The 16,229-nt window shown below is 70.9% G+C and carries 16 protein-coding genes; 8 read left to right on the top strand and 8 right to left on the bottom strand.

Annotation, left to right across the window (positions count from 1 at the left end):
* Positions 1 to 2: 2 nt before the first annotated feature.
* Positions 3 to 728, top strand: a complete 726-nt coding sequence (locus ACFQE5_RS12210) for a GntR family transcriptional regulator (RefSeq protein ID WP_379584985.1) — start codon at positions 3 to 5, stop codon at positions 726 to 728.
* Positions 729 to 767: 39 nt separating this feature from the next.
* Here the strand turns inward: ACFQE5_RS12210 and ACFQE5_RS12205 are convergent, their stop codons facing one another.
* The 4 genes from ACFQE5_RS12205 to ACFQE5_RS12190 all read right to left on the bottom strand — a co-directional run bounded on the left by ACFQE5_RS12205 (position 768) and on the right by ACFQE5_RS12190 (position 4,256).
* Complete coding sequence (locus ACFQE5_RS12205) at positions 768 to 1,760, bottom strand: pirin family protein (RefSeq protein ID WP_379584984.1); 993 nt, start codon at positions 1,758 to 1,760, stop codon at positions 768 to 770.
* A 23-nt stretch (positions 1,761 to 1,783) separates the two neighbouring features.
* Complete coding sequence (locus ACFQE5_RS12200) at positions 1,784 to 2,650, bottom strand: oxygenase MpaB family protein (RefSeq protein WP_379584983.1); 867 nt, start codon at positions 2,648 to 2,650, stop codon at positions 1,784 to 1,786.
* Positions 2,651 to 2,800: 150 nt separating this feature from the next.
* Complete coding sequence (locus tag ACFQE5_RS12195) at positions 2,801 to 3,571, bottom strand: VOC family protein (protein WP_379584982.1); 771 nt, start codon at positions 3,569 to 3,571, stop codon at positions 2,801 to 2,803.
* A 214-nt stretch (positions 3,572 to 3,785) separates the two neighbouring features.
* Positions 3,786 to 4,256, bottom strand: coding sequence for a hypothetical protein (locus ACFQE5_RS12190; protein ID WP_379584981.1), 471 nt, complete (start codon positions 4,254 to 4,256; stop codon positions 3,786 to 3,788).
* 249 nt (positions 4,257 to 4,505) lie between these two features.
* On the opposite strand from ACFQE5_RS12190, the gene ACFQE5_RS12185 reads away from it, so the two are divergent.
* Positions 4,506 to 4,937, top strand: coding sequence for a hypothetical protein (locus ACFQE5_RS12185; protein ID WP_379584980.1), 432 nt, complete (start codon positions 4,506 to 4,508; stop codon positions 4,935 to 4,937).
* Positions 4,938 to 4,978: 41 nt separating this feature from the next.
* On the opposite strand, the gene ACFQE5_RS12180 is transcribed toward ACFQE5_RS12185, so the two are convergent.
* Positions 4,979 to 6,643, bottom strand: coding sequence for a hypothetical protein (locus ACFQE5_RS12180; RefSeq protein WP_379584979.1), 1,665 nt, complete (start codon positions 6,641 to 6,643; stop codon positions 4,979 to 4,981).
* A 138-nt stretch (positions 6,644 to 6,781) separates the two neighbouring features.
* On the opposite strand from ACFQE5_RS12180, the gene ACFQE5_RS12175 reads away from it, so the two are divergent.
* Complete coding sequence (locus ACFQE5_RS12175) at positions 6,782 to 7,090, top strand: hypothetical protein (RefSeq protein ID WP_379584978.1); 309 nt, start codon at positions 6,782 to 6,784, stop codon at positions 7,088 to 7,090.
* A 167-nt stretch (positions 7,091 to 7,257) separates the two neighbouring features.
* Here the strand turns inward: ACFQE5_RS12175 and ACFQE5_RS12170 are convergent, their stop codons facing one another.
* Positions 7,258 to 7,752 carry an Lrp/AsnC family transcriptional regulator gene (locus tag ACFQE5_RS12170; RefSeq protein WP_379584977.1) on the bottom strand — a complete coding sequence of 165 codons (495 nt, stop codon included), beginning with the start codon at positions 7,750 to 7,752 and terminating at the stop codon, positions 7,258 to 7,260.
* A gap of 138 nt (positions 7,753 to 7,890) precedes the next feature.
* Between ACFQE5_RS12170 and ACFQE5_RS12165 the strand changes: the two genes are divergently transcribed.
* On the top strand, positions 7,891 to 10,233 hold the full coding sequence (locus tag ACFQE5_RS12165) for a transketolase-like TK C-terminal-containing protein (protein WP_379584976.1): 2,343 nt from the start codon (positions 7,891 to 7,893) through the stop codon (positions 10,231 to 10,233).
* 165 nt (positions 10,234 to 10,398) lie between these two features.
* Positions 10,399 to 11,742 (top strand): NADP-specific glutamate dehydrogenase, encoded by a 1,344-nt coding sequence (gdhA, locus tag ACFQE5_RS12160; protein WP_379584975.1) that lies wholly within the window; start codon positions 10,399 to 10,401, stop codon positions 11,740 to 11,742.
* A gap of 31 nt (positions 11,743 to 11,773) precedes the next feature.
* Here gdhA and ACFQE5_RS12155 read toward each other — a convergent pair whose 3' ends face one another.
* Positions 11,774 to 12,739 (bottom strand): PAC2 family protein, encoded by a 966-nt coding sequence (locus ACFQE5_RS12155; protein WP_379584974.1) that lies wholly within the window; start codon positions 12,737 to 12,739, stop codon positions 11,774 to 11,776.
* A 128-nt stretch (positions 12,740 to 12,867) separates the two neighbouring features.
* Here ACFQE5_RS12155 and ACFQE5_RS12150 point away from each other — a divergent pair, with 128 nt between their 5' ends.
* From ACFQE5_RS12150 to ACFQE5_RS12140, 3 genes are all read left to right on the top strand, one after another.
* Entirely contained in the window at positions 12,868 to 14,178 is a 1,311-nt protein-coding gene (locus tag ACFQE5_RS12150; RefSeq protein ID WP_379584973.1) for an MFS transporter, read from the top strand.
* Between the two features lie 93 nt (positions 14,179 to 14,271).
* Positions 14,272 to 15,222: an ATP-binding protein gene (locus ACFQE5_RS12145; protein WP_379584972.1), complete on the top strand. Its 951-nt coding sequence runs from the start codon at positions 14,272 to 14,274 to the stop codon at positions 15,220 to 15,222.
* A 78-nt stretch (positions 15,223 to 15,300) separates the two neighbouring features.
* Entirely contained in the window at positions 15,301 to 15,696 is a 396-nt protein-coding gene (locus tag ACFQE5_RS12140) for an SCO5389 family protein (protein ID WP_379584971.1), read from the top strand.
* Positions 15,697 to 15,807: 111 nt separating this feature from the next.
* On the opposite strand, the gene ACFQE5_RS12135 is transcribed toward ACFQE5_RS12140, so the two are convergent.
* Positions 15,808 to 16,229 (bottom strand): PadR family transcriptional regulator (locus ACFQE5_RS12135; RefSeq protein ID WP_379584970.1); only part of this gene is annotated, 422 nt, incomplete at its 5' end.

The following is a 16,229-nucleotide window of genomic DNA, read 5'->3' as shown; positions in this document are numbered from 1 at the left end:
CCATGGCGTCCACCACGCGGCGCACGCTCGCGGACGACATCGTGCGGGCGTTGAAGGCGGAGATCCGCGGTGGCGGGTACGCCCCGGGTGCACGGCTGCCGACCGAGGCCGAGCTGTGCCGGCGGTTCGGGGTCTCCCGGGCCACCGTGCGCAGCGCGGTGAAGGAGCTCGATGTGCTCGGCCTCGTGCGCACCCGGCACGGCGTCGGGACCTTCGTTACGCCGCGACCCACGGTGCGGGACGGGCTCGAGCGCATGGGTTCGATCACCGAGTCGATCCGGGCGAGCGGGAAGGTGCCCGGGCATGAGTACGCCCGGCGCACGCTGCGCCCGCTGCTGCCCGACGAGGCGGAACGGATGGGGCTGCGGCCCGATACCGAGGTGCTCGAGCTGCGCCGACGCATCACGGCGGACGGCGCCGTGGTCGCCTACTCCTACGACCTGATCCCGCGCAGCCTGCTGCCCGAGCGGTTCGATCCCGGGGAGCTGACCGGCTCGGTCTTCGCCTACTTCGAGAATCGGCTGGGCATCCATCCCACCGTGGGGATGGCCACGGTGCATGCGGTCGACTCCGCGCACATCGCCTGGGGGCCGGATGCGGCCAAACATCGCCTGTTCGTCCTGCTCGACCAGCTGCACTTCGACCGCACGCAGCGGATGCTGGCGTACTCGCGGACCTACTTCGTCGAGGGCGCCTACGAGTTCCACCTGGTCCGGACGAGCGGCTAGGGCGCGCCCACCGGGCACGCCCTAGTCGTCGGACAACGCTCAGCCCTGGCCGGTCTCGCCGCCCACGCCGCCGTGCGGCACGCGCTCGGCGGGCGCGACGCCGAGCCGGCCGGCCTGGTAGTCCTCGAAGGCCTGCAGCACCTCGGCCTTGGTGTTCATCACGAACGGGCCCGCCCAGGCGATCGGTTCCCGGATCGGCAGGCCGCCGAGCAGGACCACGTCCAGCCCCGGGTGGCGCGACTCCTGGTGCTTCGCACCGGCGATCGTGATCACATCGCCCGGCCCGAACACGGTCAGCTGACCGGTGTGCACCGGACGCCGTTCCGCCCCGACCGTTCCGGCCCCGGAGAGCACGTAGACCAGCGCGTTGAACTCGCGTCGCCATGGCAGCCGCACGGTGGCGCCGGGGCTGATCGTGGCATGCATCATCGCCATCGGCGTGTGGGTGGCGCCCGGCCCGGTGTGGCCGGCCAGCTCACCGGCGATCACCCGGACCAGCGCGCCGCCGTCATGGGTGGTGAGCAGCACCGACTCACCCGCGCGCAGGTCCTGGTACGTGGGCTGCAACCACTTGTCGGCCCTGGGCAGGTTGACCCACAGCTGCAGGCCGTGGAACAGGCCGCCGCTGGCGACCAGCGCCTCCGGCGGCCGCTCGATGTGCAGCAGGCCTCCGCCCGCCGTCATCCACTGGGTGTCGCCGTTGGTGATCACCCCGCCGCCCCCGTGGCTGTCCTGGTGCTCGAAGGTGCCGTCGATGATGTAGGTGACGGTTTCGAAGCCGCGGTGCGGGTGCCACGCGGTCCCCTTGGGCTCACCGGGGGCGTACTCGACCTCGCCCATCTGGTCCAGGTGGATGAACGGGTCGAGCTCGCTCAGGTCCACCCCGGCGAAGGCGCGGCGCACCGGAAAACCCTCGCCCTCGTAGCCCGACGGCGCGGTGGTCACCGACCGGATCGGCCGATCGACGGCCGTCGGGGCGGGTTCGGGTACCCGCGCCAGCGTGCTGAAGTCCTCGACCGTGACTGCTGGCATGATGGCCCTCTCATGTTGAAGCTTCAACTACCTTGAGAGGCGGAACGCACCGAGGGCAGCACGCATTCCCCGGGCTCGCGGGGCTGGCGCATCAGCCCGCGCGCACGTTCGACCGCCGGCGGCGCAGGGGCATCCGGCAGCAGGGCGATGACCGTCTGCAGGATCCGCAGGGTCACCGTCATGCTGACATCGGTCGAGGGGAGCCCGGGCAGTCCGTACATGCGCCTCGCCCATCGAGGCAGTGTCGCCAGCGCCGCCAGCGCGACCGCCGGAACTGCCATCTTGACGGCTTGCGGTGCGGATCCCTTCGGCGCCAGCAGGTTCTCGGTTGCCCGCCGAGCCTCGTCGGTCAGCCGGAGCTGGGGGCGGACGCGCTGGAAGTAGGCGCGCATCTCCGTTCGCGAGCCGGGTGCGTCGGCCAGGCCGATCACCCGCGCCGCCCGGACGCTCTCGGCCAGATACCGTTCGACGCCGGCGTCATCGACGATGCCGGCGCGCCGAGCGATCTCGGCGTAGGAATCGATCTCCGCACAGTGCACGAACAGCAGCCCCGCCGGCTCGTCGAGCCGGAAGGTCGAGTTCGTGTCGGGGTCGTAGCCGCGCAGCGCGGCGTGCAGCCGCCGCACCCGCGCCGCGGCGGCTTCGACCTCGGCGGTCGACCCGAACGTCCGCACCTCGACGAACTCGATGGTGCGCTGGAACCGGGGCCACGCCTTGCGCGGGTCGAACAGCGCGGAGTTCTGAAACGTCCCGCGCATCACCCTCGGATGCAAGGACTGCAACAGCAGTGCTCGAAATCCCGCCACCCACAGCACCGGTTCCACATGCACGCGCCACGTCACCGAGTCCGGGCCGAAGAGCCCGACATCCCGGGAAGTCGTCCCGTTCACCTGAACACCCTCGTCCGATGGGTTCTCGGCGCGGCGGTGGCTCCACCGCGGTCTCCTCAGCACAGCACCAACGGCGCGCGAGCGCGAGCGGTGACGGCACGTGAGCGGCGCCAGGGCGGCACACCGTCGGCCGCCCTGGGAATCCGCCGGCTACTCGCCGAGCTGTCCGTGCAGCGAGAACGTTGCGCCGAACGGATCGACGAGCATGGCGATCCGTCCGAACGGTGTGTTCTCCGCAGGCATCGCCACCGTGCCGGCGCCACGCTCGGCCGCGGCGACGGCGGTGTCGACGTCGGGGACGGAGAAGTAGGGCAGCCAATGGCTCGGGCTCCCCTGCGGGCCACCCATCAACCCGCCCATCCCGCCGGCGGTCTCACCGCCGACGCTGAACGTCTCGTAGTCGTCGGGTGCGCCCTCGACGGGCTGGTAGGAATAGCCGAACACCGCGGCGTAGAAGCGCTTGCCCGCAGCCGGATCGCCCAGCCGCGCATCCTCCCAGACGAGCGCGCCCGGTTCGTTGTAGATCTCCAGGCCGATCGTGCCGGTGGCCTGCCAGACGCCGAACGCGGCACCGGTGGGGTCGACGGCGACGAGCATCCGGCCGGTGCCCTCGATGTCCATCGGCCCGGCGACCACATGGCCGCCGTTCTCGGTGACCAGCTTCGCGGTGCCGTCGGCATCGTCACTGGCGAGGTAGATGGTCCAGGCGCAGGGCTGTCCCTCCTGCATGATCGGACCGATGGCGGCCGCGGCCTTCCCTTTCGTCTGCGCGATGTGGTAGTGGCCGTACTGCTCGCCGGTGTCGACGAACGACCAGCCCAGAACGGACCCGTAGAACTCGGTCGCGGCGGTGAGGTCGGGGACGGAGAGATCAGCCCAGCACGGTGTGCCGACGGGCCAGCGAGTCTCACGGATGGGCATGGTCATGCACCTCCAGGCGCTCGGTCGTGTGGACGCCCTCGAGCCAAGCACGCCCCACCGACATCCGGCGTGCACCGTCGCCCGAACCTGGCGAGGTTCGTCGGCCGGAAACGCCGCGCGTACCCCGAGCAACCGCACCGGACGGTCGCCATCGTCGCGAACCAGTTTCGGGCCGCCGTGCGCAACGGCGTGGAACCGCTCGGAGTCGGTCGCGTCACCGGATGAGCGCCCGGGACTCGGCCAGCAGGGTCGCCGCGACCCACCGCAGCGACGGTCCGTCGACGCAGGTGGCGAGTAGTTCTGCCTGTTCCACCGCTGAGGGGAGGTGGGCGTCGGGGGAGCGATGTCGCCGTTGTAGCTCGGCGACGTCGGCCCCCGACTCCCCGGGGAACGGCCGTGGCGGCGGGACCAGGCCGAGATCGAAGATCAGTAGCCGTAGTGCATGAAACCCGAGGACGCGCACACCGGCGGACAGCGTCGCCGACGCATGCGGATGGATCGAGGTGATGCCGCCGTCGAGCACGGCCCAACCCTCCACGGCGGGGGCGTAGAGATCTCGGCTCGCCGCCATGGGGACGTGCTGAGCCTGGGCCCAGTTGAGCACGGCGTGTCGGTGGGTGGGCCCCACGGCGAACACCGCCGCGCCGAACTCGGTCCGGCCGAACACGTCCGACCACGTCGTCATCGGCGGACCGCCACCTGCCCTCCGGCGTTCGGCAACGAAGGCACAGCGACAACGCGGTAATCGGCGGGTCCTTCCCGTCATGCCGGGCGACCGCGTACGTCCCTGCGCACAGTATCTCCGTGCGACGTCGACCGCTAGTTAAAGAACACGCTGTAATCGATTCACTCAACTGATGGATGAAGCTTCGCACCTCTGAGTGGATTCGGGGAACAAGGGCTAACGGCTCGGCGTCGGGATTGGAATTCTCGGGTGAACCAGACGATGGAGGACGACATGGGCCAGGTGGGGACCGGACCGACCGAGGACGTTGTCGACGCGGTGGTGCCCGCGCAGGCCCGTCCGGTGCGCGATCCGGCTCGGGCCGAGATCGTCCTGCGATACGCGCGGCTTCGCTCCGACGGCGGCCCGCAGTTCTGCCGCCCGCGTCGAGCCGAGGCGGCCGGACTGATCCCTCGACGGCAGGGGCCCGGAACCGACGGGAAGATCATCTATCCCGACCGGGAGTCCGCCGAACGAGCGGCCCGCGAGTTCGAGGCGCTCGGCGCGTGCTTGCTGCGTTCCTACCGATGCAACCGCTCCACCCACGGGCATTACCACCTCACCCGCGACACGACGACGCCGGACCGGCGCCACGGCCTTGACGCCCGGTTCCCCCGCCAACGGCAGGCGAGTCCGGACTGAGTGTCCGCGATGCTTCGTCGGCGGGCATTCGCGCCGCCGGGCTACCCCGACTCGCGCGCGTACATTCCCCGACTCGCGCGCGGAAATACCCCGACTCGCGCGCGGGAATACCGCGACTCGCGGGCAACGGGGCGGCTGCCGTCGCCGGTCCGGGCGAGCGCATACACCGCGAGCTTGCGGTGAGCGGGCACATCGGTGCGGCGCAGCAGGCGTGACAGCTCGCGCGCCGCGGTCCGCGGATCGCGCGCGGCCACCCATGCGGCGAGCTCGGCGTGGGCGACCTCGGCGCGGGCCGCGGCCATCGTCACGCACACGTACTCGATGTCCTCGTCCGCCAGATCACCGACCAGCGGGGTGTGCACGCCCTGCTCGCTGAGGATCTGCTGGCAGGCCCACAGCCCGATCGGGGTCAGCGAGACGATCGTCGGGTCGGGGTCGTCGCGTCCGGCGAGCTCGGCGAGGTGGGTGTGGTCGGAGCTCTCCTCCAGCTCCACCGCTCCGAGCAGCTCCAACGCGTCCAGGAGCGCGGAGACGTCCCGGCGCCACAGCCGTTGTTCGACGTCGCCGGCCAGGTCGTCGACGACGCAGCCGAACTGCTCGTTGACCGCGTCGCGGACCAGCCGGTGGAACAGCTCGACCGGTACCGGATCCCCGGCGGCGGAGTACAGGTTGAGCCACAGCAACGGGATCGCGTCACCCAGCGACATGCTGAACAGCGACGGGGAGCCGTACACATTCGACCCGCCGAAGTGGTCGCCGAGCTTGCCCAGCGCTTCGAACGCCCGGCGCCACAGCTCGATCGGGCGCTGCAGCAGTGGACCCGCACTCTTGACCGGGACCAGCCTGCGGTTCACGGTTCGCACGAGCCTGGCTTGGCGCGCCCAGTCCAGCAGCAGCGAGACCTCGGGCAGGTCGTCGCTGGTACGGGCGGCGTCGCGGTAGAACTGGTCGATCCCGAGGAGATCGGCGATAGCCAGCGCGTCGGACAGCCACAGCCTGCCCTCGCGGGTCAGCGGGCGCCCACCGCGCACCCAATAGGTGAAGGAGCGCAGCCGGTCCAGCGCGACGCTGCGCTCCGCCGCGGTGACCAGCTGCGCGGCCGAGGGCAGCAGGACCGGGCCGAGGTCGGGCGCGGTCTCCCGGTCGGCCTCCGCGAGTCGGGCCTGCTCCGTCACGATGGCGTCGAGGACGTCGTGATCGATGTCGAGCTCGCCGCGCCGGGCCTGGTCCAGGAAGCGCTGCACCGCCAGCACGTCGGACTTGTCCACGCCGTGGCGGATCATCTGCATGTTCCAGAACTTGCCGAGGTCGTAGTTGCGTTCGTCGGCAAGGGCGTCGAACAGCGCGGGGGTGGAGTCGTCGATCTGCGCGTGCAGCTCGTCAGGGGCCGCCGAGCGGGAGTCGAGGTGATCCCGCTCGGCGAGCAGGCCGATCAGGGCGTGCATCGCAGCCGGAATCGCCGACCAGTCCGCGTCGGCGACCGCGACCGTGCGCGGGAACCAGACCGCCAGTGCGTCGGCGACATGGGCACGGGTCCAGTGTCCGAGCCTTCGGTCGACCCGGTGCTTGTAGTCCAGCGCGGCGGCGACCAACTCGGAATCCACCCTGTCGCCGCGGCGCCGCGACCGGGCCAGCACGGCGGTCAGCAGGCGATCCCGGACGAGGATGTACTCCTCGTGTTCCCCAGGCGCGAAGACCAGACGCATCCGTCCAACCTTGGCAGCAACCCGATCGGCGCTCACATCCGGGGCCGTCGGTTCTTTGCACGTGAGGGCCGATCGCTCTAGCGTGCATGTGGGATCGATCACATCGACCCGGTCACATCGTCGCGCAGGAGGTCGCTCGTGCATCCGCACCGTCTGGAACAGCTCGTCGCGTCGGTCCCGCCCACGATCGACCCGCGGTCCCGCGCGCGGCTCGACGCCCACTCCGAGACATCCGAAGGTTGCTGGCGGCGGATCGAGGTGCTGCGCGCCGAACTGGACCGGGCGCTCGACGGCGTCGTGGATCCCGAACACGCCCTCGATCTCGCCTGCCGGCTCGACACCCTCGAACGCGTGCAGCAGCGCCTCGACCACCGGCTCACCGCCCTTGTCGAGGAACTCACCCGCGCCCCGTCGACGGTGGACTACGGGGACGGTGTCCCGGTCTAGCCGCGGGACAGCCGCCGACACCGCCGACCAGGTGCTGCCGCTGTCCGGCACGGTGTCGTTCGTGCCGCCGGCGCGCCGGGGGATTCCGGGAGTCGGTCCGGGAGCTCGCCGGCGGCCCTGAGCGGTACTCGAGCGGCGCAAGCGTCGCTGCGTGGTGCGTGCGCCGCTCATGCACGGCGGTCGCCGCCGGTGATCAGCCGCTCCAGCAGCGGGCGCACCCGGTGCTCGACGAGCCTGCGCATGACCAGACCCGTGGTGGTGCGTTCGACGCCCTCGGTGGCCAGCAACTGGCCCGCGATGCGATAGAGATCGTCGGCGTCGCGGGCGACGACCTGCACCAGCAGGTCGACCTGTCCGGAGAGGCCGAGCACCTCGATCACCTCCGGCACCCGGTCCAGCGCCTCGGCAACCTCGGCGAGCCTGCGCTGCGTGACCTGCACCGTGACGAACGCGACGAGCGGGTAGCCCAGCGCGGCCGGGTCGATGCGGCGTTCGAGGCTCTGCAGGACCCCGCGCTCCTCGAGTCGGGCCAGCCGGGCCTGCACCGTGTTGCGGGAGATGCCGACCCGCTCGGCGAGGGCGAGCATCGTCGCTCGGGGGTTCTCGGTGAGCGCGACGAGCAGTCGCGCGTCGACGGCGTCGATGTCCCTGGTGCTGCGCACGATGCGTGTTCCTCTCCCGATTCAAGCCGTTTGATTGGGCAATCTGCTCAATGATTGAGCATCAACTTGTGCAGCGATCGTGGTGGTGATGCCATGAACCGGCAAGATGTCGGCTTCGCTCCGATAGGGGTGATCACAATGACCGGTGCGACCCGGGTTGCCTCCCGGCCGCGTCAGGACCGGCTCGCGGTGCTGCGCGCGGTGGAGCAGCGGGTGCTGTGGCTGTCCACCGCGATCGTCGACCATGCCAATCGGGTGCGTCCGAATCCGACGGGACTCAAGGTCGGCGGGCATCAGGCCTCGAGCGCGTCGATGGTCACGATCATGACTGCGCTGTGGTTCGAGCACCTGCGCGCGATCGACCGGGTATCGGTCAAGCCGCACGCCTCCCCGGTGCTGCACGCGATCAACTACCTGCTCGGGGAGCTGGACGAGCGGTACCTGACCACGCTGCGGGCGTTCGGCGGGTTGCAGTCCTACCCGAGCCGGTCGAAGGACCCCGACCCCGTCGACTATTCGACCGGCTCGGTCGGGATCGGCGCGACCGCACCGGTCTGGGGGGCGCTGGCGCGCCGGTACGTCGAGTCGAAGGCCGATCCGCGGGCCGAGGTCGCGGCGCGTGGGCGCCAGTACTCGCTGGTGGGCGACGCGGAGCTGGACGAGGGCGCCTGCTGGGAGGCGATCCTGGACCCGATGGTCGCCGAGCTCGGCGAGGTGGTGTGGATCGTCGATCTCAACCGGCAGTCGCTCGACCGGGTGGTACCCAACATCGGCGCGCCCCGGTTGCAGGGCATGTTCGACGCGGCGGGCTGGCAGGTGCTGACCGTCAAGTACGGCAGGCTCCTGCACGAGCTGTTCGCCCGTCCCGGCGGAACCGCGCTGCGCCGGCGCATCGACGAGATGCCCAACCCCGAGTACCAGCGGCTGCTGCGCTGCACCCCGCCGCAGCTGCGCGAGCGGCTGCCCGGGTCGGGAGAGGGGGCGGCCGAGATCGCCCGGCTCGTCGCCGACCTCGACGACCGCACCCTGCACGCGGCGATTCGCAACCTCGGTGGGCACGATCTGGAGGCGCTCGGCGAGGCGTTCGGCGCCATCGACGACACCCGCCCGACCGTCATCTTCGCCTACACCGTGAAGGGTTACGGGCTGGCCACCGAGGGGCACCCGCAGAACCACTCCTCGCTGCTGTCGGCGCAGCAGCTCGCCCAGCTCGCCGAGCGGGTCGGGATGCCGGCCGAGGCTCCGTGGGGGCGGTTCGAACCGGACTCGCCGCCAGGGCGGCTGTGCTCGCAGGTGGCGTCGCGGCTGCGCCGCGAGCCGGTGACCCCGGTGCCGCCGCCGACGCTGCCCACCGACATCGGCCGCACCCCGACCGGGACGGCGACCACCCAGGCCGCGCTCGGCCGCACCCTGCTCGACCTGACCAGGCAGACACCCGAGGCGGCCCGCCGGGTAGTGACGCTGTGCCCGGACGTCAGCTCCTCGACCAATCTCGGCGGCTGGGTGAACAAGGTCGGGGTGTGGTCGGCGGCCGAGCGGACCGACTGGTTCGCCGACGACCCGGAGACGATCCTGCACTGGCGCGAACGCCCGGCCGGGCAGCACCTCCAGCTGGGCATCGCCGAGACCAACCTGGTCGGCCTGCTCGGCGAGCTGGGCGCCACCTGGAGCCGGTGGGGACAGCCCCTGCTGCCGATCGGGGTGCTCTACGACCCGTTCGTCACACGCGCCCTGGAGCCATGGTCGTTCGGGATCTACGCGGGCGGACAGTCGATTCTCGTCGGTACCCCGTCCGGGGTGTCGCTGGCCTCCGAGGGCGGGGCCCACCAGTCGATCATCACCCCGTCGATCGGCCTCGAACAGCCCGGGTGCATCAGCTACGAACCGGCCTTCGCGATCGACGTCGAATGGACGCTGCTGGCCTCGCTGGCCCGGCTCGGGCGGCCGGACGGCCGCTCGGCCTACCTGCGGCTGTCGACGCGGCCGGTCGACCAGACCATGGCCGCGGTGCCGACCGATCCGGCTGCCCGCGAGCGGCGGCGCCGCCAGGTGGTCGCCGGAGCCTATCCGCTCGTGCAGTCGACGGCGCCGCCCGCGGTGACGATCGCGGCGATGGGCGCCGTGGTGCCCGAGGCGGTGGCCGCCGCCGAGCGGCTGGCCGCCCTGGACGTTCCCGCCGACGTGGTGTGCGTGACCAGCCCCGGACTGCTGTTCGATGCCGTGCAGGCCAGGGCCGGGCGGGCACCGGGGGAGAGCTGGGTCCTGGACGCGGCGTTCCCGGCCCGTCGGGCCGCGGGGCTGGTCACCGTGCTCGACGGGCACCCGCATACGTTGGCCTTCCTCACCGGGATCAACCAGGTGACCGGCACTCACCTGGGAGTTTCGCAGTTCGGACAATCCGGAGATCTGGGTACGGTGTACCGTCACCACGGTCTCGACACCGACAGCATCGTCCGTGCGGGACTGGATCTGATCGGCTGAACCGCGAGGTCACACGGTAGGGGTGGGGGGCGTGAGGACGGTCTCAACGCTGGCGTAGAAGCCGGGCAAACCGAGAGCATCTGGACGGACGCCCGTCCGAGCACCTCGCGAGGAACGGCAGCTTCGGGCGAGGTGCCACATGAGTCATGCCATCCGGAGGCAAGAGTGCCACTACACGGTGATCTGGAACCGATCTACGCGAACGTCCTGGCGCGCAACCCGGGAGAACCCGAGTTCCACCAGGCCGTCCGCGAGGTGCTGGAGAGCATCGGTCCGGCGGTGGACAAACACCCGGACTACGCCGATGCGAAGATCATCGAGCGAATCTGCGAGCCGGAGCGCCAGATCATCTTCCGGGTCCCCTGGCAGGACGACCGTGGGGAGATCCACATCAACCGGGGCTTCCGGGTGGAGTTCAACAGCGCGCTCGGCCCCTACAAGGGCGGGCTGCGCTTCCACCCATCGGTGCTGCTCGGAACGGTCAAGTTCCTCGGCTTCGAGCAGGTCTTCAAGAACGCGTTGACGGGACTGCCGATCGGTGGGGCCAAGGGCGGCTCCGACTTCGACCCGAAGGGCCGCTCCGACCGCGAGGTCATGCGGTTCTGCCAGAGCTTCATGACCGAACTCGCCCGGCACATCGGGGAGTACACCGACGTCCCCGCGGGCGATATCGGTGTCGGCGCGCGCGAGATCGGCTACCTGTTCGGGCAGTACAAGCGGATCACCAACCGGTACGAGTCGGGCGTGCTCACCGGCAAGGGCATGATCTTCGGTGGTGCCCAGGTCCGGCGGGAGGCGACCGGCTACGGGTGCACGTTCTTCGTCGAGGAGATGCTGCGGGCCCGCGGCGACTCGTTCGACGGCAAGGACGTCGTGGTGTCCGGGGCCGGGAACGTCGCGATCTACACGATCGAGAAGGTGCACCAGCTCGGGGGACGGGTGGTGGCCTGCTCGGACTCCACCGGCTACGTCCGCGACGAGAAGGGCATCGACCTCGACCTGCTCAAGGAGGTCAAAGAGCAGCGGCGGGAGCGGATCAGCGCTTACCTCGAGGCGCGACCCGATGCCGACTTCGTGCCCGGCGGGTCGGTCTGGGAGGTCCCCTGCCAGGTCGCGATGCCCTCGGCGACGCAGAACGAGCTCACCGAGGCCGATGCGATCCGGTTGGTGCGCAACGGTTGCATCGCGGTGGGCGAAGGCGCGAACATGCCCACGACCCCCGAGGCGGTCCGCGTACTCAAGGAGGCGGGTGTCGCGTTCGGCCCCGGTAAGGCGGCGAACGCGGGCGGTGTCGCGGCCTCCGCGCTGGAGATGCAGCAGAACGCGTCCCGCGACTCGTGGTCGTTCGACTACTCCGAGGAGCGGCTCCGCGACATCATGCGGGGCATCCATGCGCGGTGTTTCGAGACGGCCGAGGAGTACGGGATGCCGGGCGACTACGTGGCCGGAGCGAACATCGCGGGGTATGCGCGGGTGGCTGAGGCGATGCTGGCGCTCGGGCTGGTGTGAGCCGCCCGGCAGGTCCGGGGGCGCGGCTGGCCTACGACGGCGACGCGGGGCCGCCCTGCTCGTCGTCCTCGCCGGTGGCGTCCGGGTCGCCCCCCGTCCACCCGCCGTTCTGATCGGCGAGGAACCGCTCCACCTCGGCGGCCAGCTCCTCCGCACTGGGCAGCTCCCCACCCAGCCCCAGCTGGCTGTGCTTGCCGCGGCCGCTGGCGATCATGTCGTACTGCCGTTCGAGGGCTTGCACGACGTGCACGACCTCCTCCGATGCCTGCATCTGGGCGGCGATCTGCGCCTCGGCGCGTTCGGCGGCGATGGTGAGTGACTCGGTGGGCAGGAACAGCCCGGCGGCGATCCCCACGTGGTCGAGCAGCGCACGGGCGGCCTGCGGGTACTCCGTCCGGGCCAGGTAGTGCGGCACATGCACCGCGAAGCCCATCGCCGCGTGCCCGGCCTGACCGAGCCGGTACTCCAGCAGCGCGGCGGCGCTGCCGGGAACCTCGGCGGTGGTGAACCAGGTCTCGTGGCCCTCGGTCAGCTCCCGGCGCGTCGCGTGTGCCGTGACGCCGATCGGCCGGGTGTGGGGGACGGCCATCGGGATCCCCATCATGCCGATGACCAGGCGGATTCCGAACCGGCGCACGATCTGCTCCAGCGCGGCGACGAAGCGCTCCCACTGGGTGTCCGGCTCGGGGCCGGTCAGTAGCAGGTAGGGGGTGCCACCGGTGTCGGTCAGCGCGACGATCTCCAGCGCGGGGGCGCTGTAGTCGGCCCAGTGATCGGACTCGAAACGCAGTCCCGGGCGGCGCGACCGGTAGTCGATGAGCACGTCGACGTCGAACCGCACGAGGGGTTTGGCCGCCTGGCCCTCCTGCAGCGCCGCCGCGGCCAGCCGCCCGGCAGCACCGGCGTCCACGAACCCGTCAAGGGCGACCACCAGCACCGGCTCGGCGAGCTGCGGGGGATCCGCCTCCACCTGATAGAGCTCCTCGGGTTCGTGCACCTTTACCTCCGACCATCCACTGTCTTCACTGCGGCAGCCTGTTTGGTCAAACGTGAGACTGCCCGCACAGCATCCCGTTTCGTCGCTGGGATAGCGCACCATGGTCTCGCTATGGCGGACGTTTCTCCATGACGGGGCATCGCGGTCGGTGGGTCGTCTGGGCGGTGGGCCTGGTCGCATACCTGGTCGGGGTGATGCACCGGACGTCGTTCGGGGTCGCGGGACTCGACGCGGCGGACCGGTTCGGCGCTGCCCCGGCCGTGCTCTCGGGCTTCGTGGTACTGCAGCTGCTGGTGTACGCGGGCCTGCAGGTGCCGGTCGGTGTCCTGCTCGATCGGTTCGGTGCCCGCGTCCTCGTCGTGACCGGGGCGCTGACCATGGCCGCCGGTCAGCTGCTGCTGGGGCTGGCGGCGTCGCTTCCGCTGGCGATCGTGGCCCGGATTCTGGTCGGGGCCGGTGACGCGCTGACGTTCATCAGCGTGCTCTCGGTGGTCGGCGCCTGGTTCTCACCCCGGCGGGTTCCCGTGATGACGCAGCTGACGGGACTGCTCGGACAGGGCGGCCAGCTGCTCAGCGCGCTGCCGCTGGCCGCGTTGCTGCACGGGCCGGGCTGGACGACGGCGTTCGTCTCGGCCGCGGCGCTCGGGGTGGCCGTCTCGATCGCGGTCCTGGTCGTGCTCCGGGATCGCCCGCCCGGCGCCCCCGTCCCGGCGCGCGTGCCGACCTCCCGCGAGATCATCGAGGGGCTGCGTTCCGCGTGGCGCGAACCCGGTACCCGGCTCGGGCTGTGGACGCACGCCGGAACCCAGTTCTCCGGCACCGTGTTCGTCCTGATGTGGGGGGTGCCGTACCTCATCGCCGGGCAGGGGATGTCCCCGGCCGCGGCGAGCGGACTGCTCGCGGTGTTCGTCGGGGCGGGGCTGCTGGCCGGCCCCGGGTTCGGCGAGTTCACCGCGCGGCACCCGATGCGGCGCTCCTGGCTCGTCATCGCCGTGATCGGGCTGACGGTCGCGGCCTGGACAGCGGTGCTGCTCGTCCCGCCGCCGGCCCCGCGGTGGCTGCTGGTGCTGCTCGTCGCGGTGCTGGCGACCGGTGGTCCTGGATCGATGGTCGGTTTCGACTACGCCCGCACCTTCAATCCCGGGTACCGGCAGGGCGCCGCCGTCGGCATCGTCAACTTCGGTGGGTTCGCCGCCGCGCTGCTGGTGACCCTCGCGGTCGGCGCGGCGCTGGGGGTTGCGGGTCCGGGCGGGGCGGGCGGCTACACGCCGGGGGCGTTTCGTGCGGCGTGGACCGTGCAGTACGTCGTCTGGGCGATGGCGCTGACCGGTGTTCTGGCGGCGCGCAGGCGGGCCCGTCGCAAGCTGGCCGCCGAAGGGACGCCGGTCCGGCCGTTACGCGTGGCGCTCGCCGCCCGCCGGGGCCCGCGAACCAGCTGAAACGCGGGGTGACCCCGAAACCCGCCATGATCACCCGTTAGTGATAACCACTATCGTTACCGTGTTCATTGACACGGAGACGAGGGGAGAGCGGTGCGGATCGCGTTCGTCGGCAAGGGCGGCAGCGGCAAGACCACGATGGCGGCTCTGTTCAGCCGATATCTGGCGGAGCTCGGCCGTCCCGTGCTGGCCATCGACGCCGACATCAACCAGCATCTCGGTCAGGCACTCGGTGCCGACGGCCCACCGCCTCGGCCGCTGGGCGCGGATCTCACCTGGCTCAAGGATCACCTGCGCGGCGACAACCCCCGCATCCCCGCCGCGGACGTGATGATCAAGACAACTCCGCCGGGTCCGGGGTCGCGGCTGCTCGACCTGGACCCGTCCGGGGAGCTGCTGCGTCGGTACGCGGCCGCGGCGCCGGGCGGAGTGCGCTATCTGGTGACGGGTGAGTTCGACGAGAGCGACATCGGCGTGGCCTGCTACCACGCCAAGACCGGTGCGGTGGAGCTCTACCTCAACCACCTGATCGACGGCGCAGGTGAGTACGTGGTGGTCGACATGACTGCTGGTGCCGACGCCTTCGCCTCGGGCCTGTTCACCCGTTTCGACCTGACGGTGCTGGTCAGCGAGCCGACCCGGCGCGGAGTCGGGGTGTACGAGCAGTACGTCGAGCACGCCGCCGGACACGGTGTGGCGCTGCGAGTGCTGGGCAACAAGGTCGGCGACGCCGCCGACGTGCGTTATCTGCGGGAGCGGGTCGGCGACGCGTTGATCGGATGGCTCGGGCAGTCGGCCTGGGTGCGCGCCGCCGAACGTGGCGATCCGCTGCCGCTCGCTCAGCTCGAGCCCGACAACCTCGCCGTCCTCGGTTCGCTGCGGGCCGCCCTCGACGCGCAGACGCGCGACTGGGAGGCCTACCACCGGGGCACCGTCGAGTTCCATCTGCGCAACGCTGCGGCCTGGGGCAACCGCGCCGTCGGCGCGGACCTCGCGGCCCAGGTGGTCCCCGGCTACACACCCCCGTCCCCTGTGAGTGCGTAACAGTGTTCTAACACTGTTACGCACTCACGAGCCCCGCTGACCTGGTCTTTCCATCGGCAACCCCATCCAGGAGGATCCATGTCCCTCGACGTCCCCATCGCCGTCCTCGAGTCGGCCAGCCGCGGCCAGATCGATGATGCCGAGTTCATCGCCGTCGTCCGAGACTCGCTGCCTTACGCCTGGGAGGTCGTCTCCGCGGCCGTCGATGACCAGACCGCGCGGCCGGGGGCGCCGTTCGGCGAGCACGAGGTACCGCCCCCGTCCGAACAGGCCCGTGGCCAGTTGCTGCGGGCGCTGGCGAGCAATGCCATCCGCGGTGCCCTGGAACGGCACTTCGGGGTGGTGCTGGCCTTCCAGAACTGCCACCGCGTTGCAGCATTCGCGCCGGCCGCGGTCGACTCGCCGCAGTATCGCGAGTTCGTCTCGCCGCGCGGGCAGGTGCTCAACCAGAGCCCGGAGTTGCGTGACTGCTGAGCTGGCATCGCTGAGGGCCCGGCGCCGTGCCCAGAGGCCGTCGCCCGAGCGCTGGTCAGTGCGGGTCGTGAGTGCGTAACAGTGTTCTAACACTGTTACGCACTCACGGGGCTATTCGGCGAGGAGGCGGTAGATCGTCTTGCGTGCCTCGGTGAGGGCGGCGGTGGCGGTCTGGATCTGCTCCGGGCTGCCGGTGGCCATCACCTGGTGCGCGGCCGCGTGCAGCTGGCCGAGCTGTTCCCACAGTTCGGCGGTGTTCTCGTCCGGGTCGTGTCCGACGGACTCCCAGACGCGGTCCAGCTCGTCGCGGTGCTCGGTGACATAACGCGTGCCCTCTTCGGTGAGGTGAACGACCCGGCGCCCGTCGGTCTGCTCGACGCGCACCAGGCCCTCGTCCTCGAGCTGCGACAGCGTGGGATACACGGAGCCCGGGCTGGGACGCCATGCCCCACCGGAGCGCCCGGTGATCTCCTGGATGATCTCGTAGCCGTGCCGGGGTTGCTCCGCGACGAGAGCGAGCACGGCAGCGCGGA

It is taken from the genome of Pseudonocardia hispaniensis (assembly GCF_042658695.1).
In the GTDB taxonomy this organism is placed as follows: Bacteria; Actinomycetota; Actinomycetes; order Mycobacteriales; family Pseudonocardiaceae; genus Pseudonocardia; species Pseudonocardia hispaniensis.
Note: the sequence above shows the minus strand (reverse complement) of the source record. Positions and strands in the feature narration are given on the sequence as shown.